Raw genomic sequence first — 13,366 nt, forward strand, 5'->3', positions numbered from 1 at the left:
TTATTTTTTGAGTGGGGCTAAAGTGCAACAAAGCTGCCGGAAGGGGCGATGGCCATGACGCTGGTGTTGTATCACTACTATGAAGCAGCACGGGGTCCTTTTCGAAACCTGTCGTGTCTGCCGCTGGAAGAAGCCTGTGAGATTTTAGGGCAGATCGCCCAGGAAGGAAAAACGTTTGCCAGTAAAAGGGCAGGCGATTATATGGATATCAGGCTCAAACTGGAGGGCCGGGCCAGAGAGGCGTTTATAGCCAAAGGCGGCCAGCCCGCAAATCTGTATCCGCATTATATGACCCTCGGACCTTGCGATTGGCTGTGTTCTTGGTATATGGAACCAAACGTGGTTCAAATCGATTGGGATGAATTCGATGATCGTTCGGTCAGTTTTACGTACGGCGATCTGTTTCCGACAATGCGGTATGAAGATGGCAAGCCCTATCGTAAGCAGGTGTATACGAAGGATGAAATCCGGGAAGTCATTGCCAGGTATGGGCTCCCGCAGGAATGGAACAAGCACGGGGACCGGGGGCCAGAGCGATACATTGAAGCACAGATTTGGGATGAAAACGTGATTGAAAGGTATTATCCATCTATTTATGGAGGTTTATAAGCCATGCCTAAGGATAAGCAGGATCTGACGGAAAGCGGTTTGCCCAAGCTGGCCCAGCCGGCGGTACGCGCGCTCCGGAATGCGGGTATTACCCGGCTAGAAGAGGTCGCGAAACTCACCGAACCGGAGCTGAAGCAGCTTCACGGTATCGGCCCCACAGCGGTAGAACAGCTTCGGCGGGCAATGGCCGACAAGGGACTGGATTTTTCCAAATAAGGAACTGTCCAAAAAAGGAGCAATGATCGGATCGGAGGAACTGATGGGTATTGATGAAATCATTGAGCTGTCATCTTATCAGGATGAATGGAAGGACATCTACGAGCAAGAGAAGAAGAAGCTGGAGCCAGTGTTTGCGGAACAAGCGGTGGAGTTTGCCCATATCGGTAGCACGTCTATCGAGGGAATGACGGCCAAACCGATTGTCGATATCCTGATCGGCCTCAAGGAGCTTCATATTGACGAGTGTACAGACCGGCAGCTGGTTGCTTTACAGTATGAGAGCATGGGTGAGGCGGGAGTGCCGGGGCGGATACATTATCGCAAACGCATCGGGCAGAAGATCAATCTGCAAATTACCGAGTGGGACTCCGCCATTTGGCGGGATAACCTGCTGTTCAGGGATTATTTGCGTACCCATCCGGAGCAGGCGAATGCCTATGCACAGGCCAAACGGAACACGTTGGCCAGCGGCATCAACACGCTGCTGAAATACTCGGATGAAAAGTCCGGAACGATTGCTGAGCTATTAGAAAAAGCGCGGGCGTGGGCAAAAGGCTGATTTTCGTGGCTTCAGCTTGAATTCAAGTCCATGGATGAAATCGAACAGCTGCCGATCAGTTCCGTTCAGCGGCCTGTTTTTGAGGATTTAATGCAAAAGAAAATTTCTATATTAAGGAGCTGGAATTATGAGTCCAATCACTGTACGGACGTATCAGGAGAAAAATATCCCTGCCGATCAAGTGAAACAGCTGTATGATCACCTGGGCTGGTGGCCGGAAAGAACGTTGGCCGATATCGAATCCATGCTCGGCTCATCCATTGCTGTGGGCGCCTGGGATGAGGACAGGCTGGTCGGGTTTGCGAGAGCGGTCTCGGACGGCTTGTTCCGTGCCTATATCGAGGATATGGGCGTGCATGAAGATTACAGAAAACGCGGCTTGGGGCGGGAGATCGTCGACCGCATCACAGCCGAATTGGGAGATATCCACGTAGTCAGCTTATTTTGCGAGAGCGGCCTGGTAGATTTTTATCAACAGACCGGCTACAAGCCGACCCGGCAGGTCGTCATGCACAAGAGTCACGAGGCAGCGAAGGTGACAAAAGGGGAAAAGAACGATGAGCGCGCTTGATGCTTTGCGATTTCCGATAGGTTCTTTTGAGCAGGTGAAAGACCCCTCCCGTCAGCAGCGCGAAGATTGGATCGGGCAAATTCCGGAATTGAGCGGCAAGCTGCAAAGCGTTCTAAACCATTTTCAGAAGGAGCAGCTCGATGTTCCTTACCGCCCTGAAGGCTGGACGGTCCGGCAGATCGTTCATCATTTGGCGGATAATGATATGAATGCGTATATTCGTTTTAAAAGAGCCCTGACCGAGCAGGAGCCTCTGGCAAGTTCATACCGGGAAGACCTGTGGGCCGAGCTGCCGGATTATATGGATCTGACCATCGAGCATTCAGTGTCGCTGATGGAGCTTTTGCATCAACGCTTTTATAGACTGCTGCTAAACCTGACTCCGATGGACTATCGTAGAACGATGCGAACTGAGGTGCTCGGAACGATCACACTGGACACGGCCCTGCAAAGGTTCATCTGGCATCATCGTCATCATACCTCCCAGGTTGCCGCTTTTGCCGAGAGAATATAGAGATCAATCAACGACGATCAAGCCCGAAAGGACGTCATAATATGTACATAAGCAAAGAACTGGCCGATCTGATGGAGCAATCCGAAATCGATTACATGATCGACCGAATGAAGGCGATTCAGGAGCGGCCCGGCAATCCGATGGGGATCGACATTCAAACTTTTGGCGGTGCTGCCGCGTTCTATAGTCAAGCGATGCCGTGGCCGCAGTTTAATACGGTGAAGGGAATTGGAGAGCAAGAGGCTGAGCGCCTGGATGAAATTCTGGCATTTTATCGGAAGCGGCAGGGCCGATGCCAATTTGAGGTGGTTCCTTCCAAATCTCATCCTAAGCTGATGAAGGCTCTCTTTGATCAGGGCTATTACCAGACCGGGTATCATGCGACTTTATACGGCGAACCGCGCTCTTGTGAGATAGTAAAAGAGCATATTACGATCCGGGAACTCACCACAGACGAAATGGACTTGTATGCCGAAATTCACTGCTTGGGCACCGGTCTGCCGATATCCGGCAAACACCACATCGCCGACAACAACATCGTTCTTTATGACAGGGATGGATGGAAGTTCTATACGGCATGGGTCAACGGCAGACCGGCCGGCGTAGGCGTGATGTATATCCAGGATGACACGGCTTCGCTGACGTTTGCCACTACACTTGCGGAATACCGCAACCAGGGGGTTCAGCAGGCGCTGTTGGAAAAAAGGATCACCGAAGCGCATCAAAGCGGCTGCCGGATCGTGGTCGGCCAGGCGGCCTACGCCTCGACCAGCCACCGCAACATGGAGCGGGCAGGTCTGAAGCTGGGCTATACCCGGGGAACATGGGTTCAGGCATAAGCTGGCGGCTGACGGTCGTTGTGTAAAAAGTCACGGATTCGCGTTTTTGCTGATGGCTATTTTTTTCGGAGGAGGAATGTCATTTGAAAAGAGTGCTGCCTCTATTCCTTGGTTTCATCCTTCTTTTTCCGCTATCTATTGCCTCGGCAAGCTGGGCTTATCCATTTGTCGTATACTCCGGCCATATCTACCAGGTCACGGAACAAGCCGTTCAGCCCGAGGACGTCGGCCAAAAAATTGGCAAAGTCACGAAGTACTCGGACCGGGAAGGGACGTATCGGGGGAATTTCTCCAATATGTATCTCAAAGGAACAGGTTACTACGCCATTCAAGGGCGGAGCAGCCAGGAGGCCATCGCGGTTCGAACCAGTGACAATTCGTACATTTTGGCGATTCAGCAGGGGACTTATTCTGGAGGGCCGGAGATGCGAACGATATGGTGGTTGTACGCGGGGATCGGCATCGTCTCAGTCGCTTGCTTAGCGGTGGCGGCCAGAGTTATGCAGAAGCGGGGAGCTCGGGAGGGGAGCAAGTGAAGCGAAAATATGCCGACCGTCAGGATTGGCGGCGGGTGCTGGAAAGAGACTTTGCCTGCCGGCGGCTCCAATCCGAAGAATTTAATGGGCATGTGACACTCATCTCGATTCATCAAATCAGCGAACCTCTTGTGGTACAGGTGCAGAGCCGGGACTTGCGCCTGGCTGATCAGGGATACGTTTGGATGCAGCACTTTCCGGAAGAGGAGCACTACGCGGTTACCACCATGTTTAATGCGGAGCGTGAGATCGTCCAGTGGTACGTAGATATAACGAAACGGAACGGCCTGAGCGGGGAGGGCATTCCTTACTGGGATGACCTGTATCTGGACTTGGTCGTCTTTCCTGACGGCAGCTATGTGATCCAAGATGAAGACGAGTTGAGCGAAGCGCTTCGCAGTTCGGCTATTACGGAGGAGGACTTCGTGCTCGCGCACCGAACCCTGAATGGGCTGCTGCCCCAGATCGAGACGGGGACCCATTGGATATGGAACCATAGTAAGAAACACCTGGATTGGATGCTGGAAAGGAATTAGCGAAGCGGAGCAGATTCCGAGGGAGGTGATTACGCGTGAAAAAGGGCATACCCTATTTCCTGATGATTCTGGCCGCGCTGGTCCTTTTGGTGCAAAATCATCAGGATGTATCCGTGGGGGACATGATATTCTCAAGCCTTGGCCTGAATCCGTGGACAGGGGGGGCAACCGGGTATCATTTGCCGGTCATCGCCGGTTTGGCATTGCTCGTGGCGGGCATATTTGGTACCGTGAGACTGTACCGCGCCAAGTATCCGCGGATTCTCAGCTGGATTTTGCTGGCCTGCATCGGGATCATTTATGCCTTTCCTCTGATCACGAGGGCAATCGGTTCGTTATGAAGATCATACAATTTATAAATAGATAAGGCAGGGGATGTTATTGACAGATTTTCAGAAGCAAATGGAAAAATACGCGGAGCTGCTCGTCCAAGTGGGCGTGAATGTGCAGCCGGATCAAGTGCTTTATGTGGAGTCACCTATAGAGTCGGCTGATTTTGCGCGGCTGGTTACGGCCAAAGCCTATCAGGCAGGGGCCAAATATGTTCAGTTGAACTGGCGTGACGAGACCGTGGTGCGCATGCGCTATGACCTGGCGGGGCCGGAGTCATTTGCGTTCTATCCCCCTTGGACGGCGCACATGATGGAGAGCATCGCGGAGTCAGGGGGAGCGGTTCTCCTGCTGGACGGGGAGAATCCGAATTTGTATGAGGGCGTGGATCCGGCGAAAATATCGGCTTCCCGGAAAGCCGCTGCCGCCGCCCGCCGGAACTATCTCGGATACGTGCGCACCAATCGGATCAGCTGGTGCATCGTCAACGTGCCGAGCCAGGCGTGGGCGGATCAAGTGTTTGCCGACCGCCCGCAGGAAGAGCGGGTGAACGCATTATGGGAATCGATTTTCCTTATGAACCATATCGATGAAGAGGATCCGGTGGCTGCCTGGCAGAGGCATACGCAGCATTTACGAGCCGTCACCGATAAGCTGAACGCGAAGCAGTACCGCAGGCTGCATTACAAGGCACCCGGCACCGATCTGACGGTAGAACTCGCTCCCGGCCATATCTGGCTTGGTGGCGGCCAGGTTAATCAGAGCGGGATTCCGTTCGTGGCGAATATGCCGACCGAGGAAGTGTATACGATGCCGCACCGCGCCGGGACAAACGGAACGGTATCGAGCACCCGGCCGTTTGTGCTAAACGGGCAGCTGGTGGACCACTTTTCCCTGACGTTTCGTGAGGGGCGTGTGGTGGATTTTGCGGCAGAGACCGGATATGAGGCGCTGAAGCAGTATTTGGATGCCGATGAGGGGACACGGTACTTGGGCGAAGTAGCGATCGTACCCCATGATTCTCCGATCTCCCGTCTGAACCGGATCTACTATAACGTGGGCATTGATGAGAACGCGTCCTGCCATTTTGCGCTCGGGAACGCGTATCCGACCAATTTGCAGGGCGGGGCGGGACTCAGCGATGAGGAGCTGCTTGTCCGCGGAGCCAACGTCAGTATGCAGCACGAAGATTTTATGGTCGGGTCGGAGGAACTGAGCATCGATGCGGAGCATGAGGACGGTACGATCGAGCCGCTGCTGCGGAACGGAAGCTGGGTGTGAGCGATGATTAGCTTTTCGGAAGGGCAGAACAAATTTAATTTCCGGGTTGCGGGAATCGCCGTTCACCGCCATCGGATATTGATGCACACGACGCTGCAGGACGACTTTTGGAACCTGCCTGGCGGGCGGGTAGAGTTTCAGGAATCGACGGACCAGGCCCTCATCCGGGAGATCCGGGAGGAGCTGGGTATCGATATACAGATTGACAAGCTGTTGTATGTCAATGAGGATTTTTTCGAATACGCCCGAATGAAATACCATGAAATCGGATTTTATTACACGTTTTCTTTTCCGGAGGGCCATGAAATTCTGGATCGGGAGGGCGAGTTCCCAGGCATTGAGGATGGCGGCAGACTGATCTTCAAATGGTTTACAATTGAGGAATTACAGGGCTTGTCGGTATATCCGGTTGAGTTGAAAACAGACATCATGTCAGTGATTGACGGCAGCGCTGACTTGAAGCATCGGATTCATCAACCGTAGTGTTACTACATACAGACAGCGGGCAGGGAAAGATCCCTGCCCGCTGTTTTGCTAATTACTTAACTGATCTCGATTCGCTCTTCTGGACGCCATCGGTATGCCGGATAATCGCATCCAGAATGGCATCCCAATCGTCCTCATGCAGCTCATGGCCGGTCCCTTCCAGGGTCAGCAGCCGGGCGCCCGGGATCTCCCGGGCCAACGACTCACCGTGGGCATAAGGGATGATCGGATCCTCCGTGCCATGGATGACGAGGGCCGGCACCCGGATGTCCGGTACCCCAGCAATCAGATCCTCTCCGCCGGCCAGCAGGCCATGATTGAACATGCTCGCCGCCCAATTGCGGGTCCGCTGCAGCTCCCGTGCGGCCAGCCGGCGGACTTTATCCTCGTCCGGAGCGTGCTTGGACCCGCGGAGCAGGTTCCATTTTTGAACGCTAAAGTCCAGGATCGCCTGTTCATTCTCCCAATTGACCTGATCGGCTGAAGCAAAAAAGGCAGCTACCTTTTCTTCCATTTCCGGCAGACTCGGGTCACGGAACGAAGAGGTCATGATCAGCGTATCGCTCAGCACCCGATCGGGATACTTGACCGTAGCCATCAGCGTCAGCAGGCCGCCGAGCGACATGCCTGCCACATGGGCCCGGCTAATTCCGTAGGCGTCCAGAACGCGGATGGCGTCATCGGCCATGTCCTCTAAGCCGTACTGCGGGTTGCCGGGCTCATCATTCATCGATTGGCCGACGTCGCGGTTATCGTAACGGATGACAAACCGTCCCGCATCAGCAAGTCGCTGGCAAAATTCGTCCTCCCACCAGATCATCGAGGCGGTGGCGCCCATAATGAGCAGGATTGCCGGATCTTCCTTTCGTCCAAAGCTTTCGGTGCACAGTTCAATACCATCCACTTTAATGAGTTGTTCTGTCATTTATGTTTCCTCCTTAGATTTCAATTCACGTCTACCTGGCGCTCTTTTTCTTCGTTGGTGCTTTCGGCCAGCGATAAGAGGGGACCTTCTCCCGCATCGTATCAAATACGGCTGCCCAATCCCGCTCGCGCAGCAAGCATACCGGCGTATTCCGTTCTATCCGGATGTGCTGCAGCAGGTGCCTGATTTGCACCGGTGTAAAAATCCCCGCGAGCGCCTCGCACACCGGCAGTGCCGGATCGTTCAGCGCGTATTCGGCCAATCCGCCGAACGCATGATGATGCCGCGTCTGCACCCAAGGTGTCTTCCGTCTCCGAATGCGGAGTACGGCTGCGTCCACCTGAGGTGGGGGTGAAAAATGCCGCCGGGGCACCACCTTCACCAGCTCGAAGTCAAACCACATCCTCCACTTGAGCAGACGCGGGCTGCGAATCTGCCTTGCCGTAAATCCCTTGGCTGCTCCGTGCTGCACAATCAGCACCGCCCCCTGGAACGCAGACCCCGGCGGGTCGAGCAGCTTCTCGAGAATGAATGTCGTCATAAAAAATGGAATGTTGGCTACAACATGAAACGGCTCCTTCGGAAGATAAGCCTCGCGAATGTCCCTCTCAATAACGGCTACATTGGAGCCGGGAACCGCCTTTTGCCGAAGGGCGGCGGCGAATGCGGCGTCGTTCTCAATGGCCAGCACTCTGCCTGCCTTCTTCGCAAGCGGGAACGTGATGGCTCCCCGTCCGGCACCCAGATCGAGCACGGTGTCGGCGTTTGTGACGCCGGCCATTCCGATCATGTCGTGAATGACCGGCTCGTGGTGCAGTAGGTGCTGTCCTTTTGCTGCGGGTTTCTCTATGTTCAAGTACGTCTTAATATGACGTTGTCGATGTTTATGCATCCATGAATCCCTCCGTAACCAGCGATGGTTTCTTGCCCATCGGCTGTGCTGTGAAGTGGAGAGACTCAGGATAAGACCGCGGGATCCGGCGGATTTCACCGAATGAAAGGCACCCGCGCGGGCCGGACGTACTGCATGAACGAGCAGTTCATCGGCATATAAGCCCGGCATTGAAGCGGCGGGTGGCGGCACATTATGCATCGACCAAGCGATATTTTTTCCTGAGCAGAAAGGAGGTAACTGGCAAAAAAAGGCAGACCTATCCTGAGTTTCTCTGTACACAGCAAAGCCAACGGCTTTTTTTCTTAGCAGCTGTACACCATGCGAACCCGGATAAACTGATCTACCACACGTAACCCTCCTCACCAGAATCATCGTTAATCTAAAAATAAGCACAAAAAAACACAGGCTGTCTGCCTGTGTCAGCGTTTCGCGAAAGGACCGACCTGTCCAAGGAACAACCGTTCCTCGGCCGCAGGATATGAGGTCTTACATGAAAGCCGGAAGCGGCCCAAGGGCAGGGAGAGACTATCCTTCCTATCCCTTGAGGGTACGATCCCGCAAATGCGTTCATGTGAGATGAATTTTTAAAGGCAGGCTGGACATGATCATGCGTGTTCCTGCAGACGATGCTTCAGCCATAGTCGTTATAAAACCTGGGTTACCTTTAAAAAATGGCAGACCAATCCTGAGTCCTCCGCGTACAAGCAGAGAATTTTGCAATATGTTAGTTGCAAAACGTGCGAACCCGGATAAACTGATCTACCACACGTAACCCTCCGTTCTTCGTAAATTACTAACAGGCTACCATATCGATCCATTTTTAGCAAGTACCCGGCGAAGAAAGGGTATGGCGTTTTCCCGTCGAATAGGTAAATTAACATCGCTTGCGGCAGTTTTACTTGGAATTTATGACACGTTACGGAAAGGAGGGCGTCAGCATCAAACAAATTATCGCTATGGGTGGCGGAGGATTCTCAATGGAACCGGATAACCCCTTGCTGGATCTGTACATTCTTCGGCAGGCAGGCACCGGCCGCCCCAAGATTTGCTTTGTACCAACGGCGAGCAGTGACGCGCAAGGGTATATTGATCGTTTTTATGATGCGTTTCAGCGTCTGGAATGCACTCCCTCTCATCTTCCCCTAGTCCAACCACCAACCGTCGATCTGGAGGATTTTATTTTGGACAAAGATATCATTTATGTCGGGGGCGGCAATACGAAATCGATGCTTGCGGTATGGAAGGAACGGAGTGTGGATCGATACTTAAAGACGGCCTGGGAAAATGGGGTGATTCTATCCGGGCTAAGCGCCGGTTCCATTTGCTGGTTTGAGGAAGGCGTGACGGATTCCATCCCTGGCGATCTGACCCGGCTGGAGGGCCTCGGCCTGCTTTCAGGAAGCCACTGTCCCCACTATGACGGGGAAGCGGACCGAAGGCCCAGTTATCACCGGCTGATCCAAAGCGGACAAATCGGTGGGGGAATAGCCGCAGATGACGGGGCGGCACTGCATTATGTAGATGGTGTTTTTCATCGGGCGGTAAGCTCTCGTCCTGAGGCCAAAGCCTACGAGGTGCGAGCCGTGGAAGGGCATGTGGTGGAAACGGTCATTCCAACCGTATATTTGGGGGAAGCGGGACGGGCTATGATATAACCGGAATCCCGAATACCGAATACCGATAAGGAGGATGCCGCTTGGGCACGAAAGCCGTTTTGTTCGATTTGTTCGAGACCTTGATCACCGAATATGCGGATGGCCGGCGGATATCGGGGCGTCGCTACGATTACCCGGGTCTGCTTGGTCTGAGCCAGGAAGAGTTCAAGCTGGAATGGAGAAGCCGGGTGGAGCGGCGGATGCGCGGGGAGCTGGCAAGTTTTCCGGACGTCATCCGGGATATTTGCCGAAGCAGGGGCTTGGATGCGGACGAACAGTCCGTTCAGTCACTCTACCAGGCTAGGATCCAGGAGAAGCGGATTCCTTTTGAAGCCGTTCGCCCTGACATTTTGGAAATGCTCGAAAATCTCCGTACCCATGGCTGGAAGCTGGGACTGATCAGCAACTGTTCGGAGGAAGAAGTCCGGGGCTGGGAAGATTCCCCGCTGGCCGGGTATTTTGATGACGTTATTTTTTCATACGAGGTACAATGCTGTAAGCCCGACCCTGCTATCTATGAACTCGCATGCCGACGGCTGCAGGCGCTTCCGGAGGATTGCGTGTTTGTAGGTGACGGAGGCTCCGGAGAGCTGGATGGGGCGCATCAAGCAGGGATGAAGGTCATCCATGCGGTCTGGTTCAATCCCTATGTGGAGAGCCGGTACGCTCAACTGTCGGCACCTATGCAGCTTGACGCCGCATTGCCTATACGATAGCCGGGCCGGGCATAAGTTTGGATTACCTTTTAGAGGAGGATAAGTGATGAAGAAGATAACACCGATCTTTCGGATTTTCGATGAGGACAAGGCCAAGGAGTTTTACGTGGATTTCCTGGAATTCCGGATTGACTGGGAGCACCGCTATGAAGACGATCTTCCCTTATACATGCAGGTGTCCAGCGGGGATTGCGAGATCCATTTGAGCGGGCATCACGGCGACTGCACCCCCGGCTCGGCGATCCGTGTGGAAGTCGAAGACATCCAGAGCCTCCATGCCAAACTGATAGCGAAGAAGTACAAGCATGCGCGCCCTGGGCTTGAGGATATGGAGGTGAGCGTGATCGATCCTTTCGGTAACCGGATCACGTTTTTTGAGAGGAAGGATGCATGAACCCGGCGAACAAGCTGACGCTGGCCAGAATCATGCTGATCCCCGTGTTTATCGTTTTTTTCGCAGAGTACCCCGTACGGCTGGCGGATTCCAACGCGTTCATTCAATTTCTGAATCAGTACGGAACTTATATGGCGGTGGGCGTATTCATTCTTGCTTCCGCTACGGACAAGCTGGACGGGTATATTGCCCGCAAATACCACCTGGTTACCAATCTCGGTAAGCTATTGGACCCGCTTGCGGATAAGCTGCTTGTTTCCGTGGCGTTGATCATGATGGTCGAAGCCGGGATGGTTCCGGCCTGGATGGCTTTCGTGATGATTGGCCGTGAATTCATGATTACAGCTTTGCGAATGGCGGCGTCGGCCCAAGGGATCGCTCTGGCGGCAGACCGGTACGGCAAGTGGAAAATGGTGTCCCAGGTCGTCGCCATTACGGCCGTGCTGCTGAATAACTATCCTTTTCAATGGCTGACCAGCCTTCGCGTCGATTCCTTCTTGATGGTGATCGCTGTGATGATGACCGTCATGTCAGGGTACCACTACGTGGTCAAAAACGTTAAGTTTTTCATATAAAAAGGCTCAAACGCTTCGTGCTTGAGTTATGAGGGAGGAGGCGTAATATTGATTCTTTGGAGCAAGCAGGGGGTCAGCGTAAGGAGACTGGAGGCGGGCGATGCGAACCATTTGGTCCGTTGGCTCAGCGATCCGCGCGTCCTCGAATATTATGAAGGCCGGGACCGTCCGCATGATATGGCCATGGTGCAGGAGCACTTTTACCGAGATGATCAAATCGAAGCCTGCATCATTCAACTGGACAACCGCGATATCGGGTATATTCAATATTATCCGGTCGATCCGGAGGAACGCGAGGTATATGGCTATGGCGAAGGGGACGGACGAATTTTCGGCATGGATCAGTTTATAGGGGAGCCCGACTGCTGGAACCGGGGAATCGGCACAAGGCTGATTCAAGGCATGGTTTCTTATCTAACCAACACGCTTCAAGCCGATAAAATTGTCATGGACCCGCAAACCTGGAACGCCAGAGCCCTGCGCGTATACGAAAAATGCGGCTTCCGCAAGATCAGGCTGCTGGAAAAACGCGAATGGCATGAAGGAGAGTACCGCGATTGCTGGCTGATCGAATACAGTGCAGCCAATGGAGAGGAGAAGCAGGATGAATCATAGTTATAGTCAAACCTTGAACCGTTTAGTCGGATATTTTGAGAGCGAACTGAAAGCTGTGCCCGAAGAGGTGTTCAGACACAAGCCAGGACCCGCCAAGTGGTCGAAGCAGGAGATCGTAGGCCACTTATGCGATTCGGCGGCGAACAACCATCTTCGTTTTGTCCAAATAAAACTGTCGGCGCATCCGGTATCCCTTGAGGGATACGATCAGGACCGGTGGGTGGACCTGCACGGGTATCAGGAGCAATACAACCTGACGGATATCATTACGCTGTGGGTTATGCTGAACAGGCAAATTGTCCATGTTCTCGAGCGTTTGACCGCAGAGGATTACGGCAAAACCTGCATTCTTCCCGGCGGCGCTGAAGCGACGCTGGATTGGCTGGTGAACGATTACCTGGAGCATATGCGGCACCACTTTAGACAGATTCTCGGTCCGGAGTCGGTCGAGCGGGCGGATGCCGGGACATAGTCCTGGCGCGGCTTGCTTCATTGAATATAATACGTCGATATGCGTTTGTTCTTAAGATATAGGAAAAGAATAAGCTTCGGAGATTCGAGCTTCGATATATCGCAAGAAAAAGCCCCGCTAAATGCGGTCTGGCTTCATTGAATATACATCGATATACGTTTGTTCTTATCAATGACTGGAGGAAACTAACATCATGGAAACACTGCGAGAGCTGTTAATTGAGGATTACGAACAATGCATGGAGCTGTGGGGCAATACGGAAGGGATGGCGCTGAGCGACGCCGATTCGAAAGAATCGATACACCGGTACCTGGTTCGGAACCCGGGCATGAGCTTTGTCGCCACCGAGGATGATCGGGTGATCGGCACCATTCTGTGCGGCCATGACGGCCGAAGGGGGTATATCTACCACGTTGCGGTCGATCCGGCCTGCAGGGGCCGCGCCATCGGGCAAAAACTGGCGAAAGCCGGGCTGGATAAGCTCCGGGAAGAGGGCATCGCCAAGTGCCACATCATGGTGATCGAGGAGAATGAGATCGGCAATTATTTTTGGGCCAAATCGGGCTGGAGCCGGAGGGACGGTATTCTGCTGTATTCCTCCAATACTTAGGAACATAACGCGGTAGTACCGTCCTTTTT

Annotated in this window: 20 protein-coding genes; 18 read left to right on the plus strand and 2 right to left on the minus strand. The window is 53.5% G+C overall.

Features of this window, described 5'->3' with window-relative positions; genetic code table 11:
* Positions 1 to 54: 54 nt before the first annotated feature.
* From GCU45_RS22410 to GCU45_RS22460, 11 genes are all read left to right on the plus strand, one after another.
* The gene (locus GCU45_RS22410) at positions 55 to 609 is read left to right on the plus strand and encodes a hypothetical protein (RefSeq protein WP_152400662.1); all 555 of its coding nucleotides are present in this window, start codon (positions 55 to 57) and stop codon (positions 607 to 609) included.
* Positions 610 to 612: 3 nt separating this feature from the next.
* Positions 613 to 825, plus strand: a complete 213-nt coding sequence (locus GCU45_RS22415; protein ID WP_145160423.1) for a helix-hairpin-helix domain-containing protein — start codon at positions 613 to 615, stop codon at positions 823 to 825.
* 43 nt (positions 826 to 868) lie between these two features.
* Entirely contained in the window at positions 869 to 1,387 is a 519-nt protein-coding gene (locus GCU45_RS22420; RefSeq protein ID WP_167527195.1) for a GrpB family protein, read from the plus strand.
* A 127-nt stretch (positions 1,388 to 1,514) separates the two neighbouring features.
* Positions 1,515 to 1,958, plus strand: a complete 444-nt coding sequence (locus GCU45_RS22425) for a GNAT family N-acetyltransferase (protein WP_152400666.1) — start codon at positions 1,515 to 1,517, stop codon at positions 1,956 to 1,958.
* The gene (locus GCU45_RS22430; RefSeq protein WP_152400668.1) at positions 1,945 to 2,472 is read left to right on the plus strand and encodes a YfiT family bacillithiol transferase; all 528 of its coding nucleotides are present in this window, start codon (positions 1,945 to 1,947) and stop codon (positions 2,470 to 2,472) included. The genes GCU45_RS22425 and GCU45_RS22430 overlap by 14 nt, the downstream gene beginning before the upstream one ends.
* A 41-nt stretch (positions 2,473 to 2,513) precedes the next feature.
* Complete coding sequence (locus GCU45_RS22435; protein WP_152400670.1) at positions 2,514 to 3,311, plus strand: GNAT family N-acetyltransferase; 798 nt, start codon at positions 2,514 to 2,516, stop codon at positions 3,309 to 3,311.
* A gap of 83 nt (positions 3,312 to 3,394) precedes the next feature.
* Positions 3,395 to 3,847 carry a hypothetical protein gene (locus tag GCU45_RS22440; RefSeq protein ID WP_152400673.1) on the plus strand — a complete coding sequence of 151 codons (453 nt, stop codon included), beginning with the start codon at positions 3,395 to 3,397 and terminating at the stop codon, positions 3,845 to 3,847.
* Positions 3,844 to 4,383 (plus strand): ribonuclease FAU-1 family protein, encoded by a 540-nt coding sequence (locus tag GCU45_RS22445; protein ID WP_152400675.1) that lies wholly within the window; start codon positions 3,844 to 3,846, stop codon positions 4,381 to 4,383. Before GCU45_RS22440 ends, GCU45_RS22445 begins: the two co-directional genes overlap by 4 nt.
* Before the next feature lie 35 nt (positions 4,384 to 4,418).
* On the plus strand, positions 4,419 to 4,724 hold the full coding sequence (locus GCU45_RS22450; protein ID WP_152400677.1) for a hypothetical protein: 306 nt from the start codon (positions 4,419 to 4,421) through the stop codon (positions 4,722 to 4,724).
* 40 nt (positions 4,725 to 4,764) lie between these two features.
* Complete coding sequence (locus GCU45_RS22455; RefSeq protein ID WP_152400679.1) at positions 4,765 to 5,994, plus strand: aminopeptidase; 1,230 nt, start codon at positions 4,765 to 4,767, stop codon at positions 5,992 to 5,994.
* Positions 5,995 to 5,997: 3 nt separating this feature from the next.
* The gene (locus GCU45_RS22460) at positions 5,998 to 6,477 is read left to right on the plus strand and encodes an NUDIX hydrolase (RefSeq protein ID WP_152400681.1); all 480 of its coding nucleotides are present in this window, start codon (positions 5,998 to 6,000) and stop codon (positions 6,475 to 6,477) included.
* A gap of 55 nt (positions 6,478 to 6,532) precedes the next feature.
* Here the strand turns inward: GCU45_RS22460 and GCU45_RS22465 are convergent, their stop codons facing one another.
* Together GCU45_RS22465 and erm are read right to left on the minus strand one after the other, a co-directional pair.
* On the minus strand, positions 6,533 to 7,405 hold the full coding sequence (locus tag GCU45_RS22465) for an alpha/beta fold hydrolase (protein ID WP_152400682.1): 873 nt from the start codon (positions 7,403 to 7,405) through the stop codon (positions 6,533 to 6,535).
* 31 nt (positions 7,406 to 7,436) lie between these two features.
* Positions 7,437 to 8,297 carry a 23S ribosomal RNA methyltransferase Erm gene (erm, locus tag GCU45_RS22470; protein ID WP_152400684.1) on the minus strand — a complete coding sequence of 287 codons (861 nt, stop codon included), beginning with the start codon at positions 8,295 to 8,297 and terminating at the stop codon, positions 7,437 to 7,439.
* A gap of 941 nt (positions 8,298 to 9,238) precedes the next feature.
* Between erm and GCU45_RS22475 the strand changes: the two genes are divergently transcribed.
* From GCU45_RS22475 to GCU45_RS22505, 7 genes are all read left to right on the plus strand, one after another.
* Positions 9,239 to 9,955 (plus strand): Type 1 glutamine amidotransferase-like domain-containing protein, encoded by a 717-nt coding sequence (locus tag GCU45_RS22475; RefSeq protein ID WP_145947306.1) that lies wholly within the window; start codon positions 9,239 to 9,241, stop codon positions 9,953 to 9,955.
* A 41-nt stretch (positions 9,956 to 9,996) separates the two neighbouring features.
* Complete coding sequence (locus GCU45_RS22480; RefSeq protein ID WP_152400686.1) at positions 9,997 to 10,671, plus strand: HAD family hydrolase; 675 nt, start codon at positions 9,997 to 9,999, stop codon at positions 10,669 to 10,671.
* Between the two features lie 46 nt (positions 10,672 to 10,717).
* Positions 10,718 to 11,065, plus strand: a complete 348-nt coding sequence (locus tag GCU45_RS22485) for a glyoxalase superfamily protein (protein WP_181909099.1) — start codon at positions 10,718 to 10,720, stop codon at positions 11,063 to 11,065.
* The gene (gene pgsA / locus GCU45_RS22490; protein WP_152400688.1) at positions 11,062 to 11,640 is read left to right on the plus strand and encodes a CDP-diacylglycerol--glycerol-3-phosphate 3-phosphatidyltransferase; all 579 of its coding nucleotides are present in this window, start codon (positions 11,062 to 11,064) and stop codon (positions 11,638 to 11,640) included. Before GCU45_RS22485 ends, pgsA begins: the two co-directional genes overlap by 4 nt.
* Positions 11,641 to 11,688: 48 nt before the next feature.
* Positions 11,689 to 12,255 carry a GNAT family N-acetyltransferase gene (locus GCU45_RS22495; protein ID WP_152400690.1) on the plus strand — a complete coding sequence of 189 codons (567 nt, stop codon included), beginning with the start codon at positions 11,689 to 11,691 and terminating at the stop codon, positions 12,253 to 12,255.
* Positions 12,245 to 12,727, plus strand: coding sequence for a DinB family protein (locus GCU45_RS22500; protein WP_152400692.1), 483 nt, complete (start codon positions 12,245 to 12,247; stop codon positions 12,725 to 12,727). Before GCU45_RS22495 ends, GCU45_RS22500 begins: the two co-directional genes overlap by 11 nt.
* Positions 12,728 to 12,920: 193 nt before the next feature.
* On the plus strand, positions 12,921 to 13,337 hold the full coding sequence (locus GCU45_RS22505) for a GNAT family N-acetyltransferase (protein WP_152400694.1): 417 nt from the start codon (positions 12,921 to 12,923) through the stop codon (positions 13,335 to 13,337).
* Positions 13,338 to 13,366: the final 29 nt, after the last annotated feature.

It is taken from the genome of Paenibacillus cellulositrophicus (genome assembly GCF_009363095.1).
GTDB classification, from domain to species: Bacteria; Bacillota; Bacilli; order Paenibacillales; family Paenibacillaceae; genus Paenibacillus_AQ; species Paenibacillus_AQ favisporus.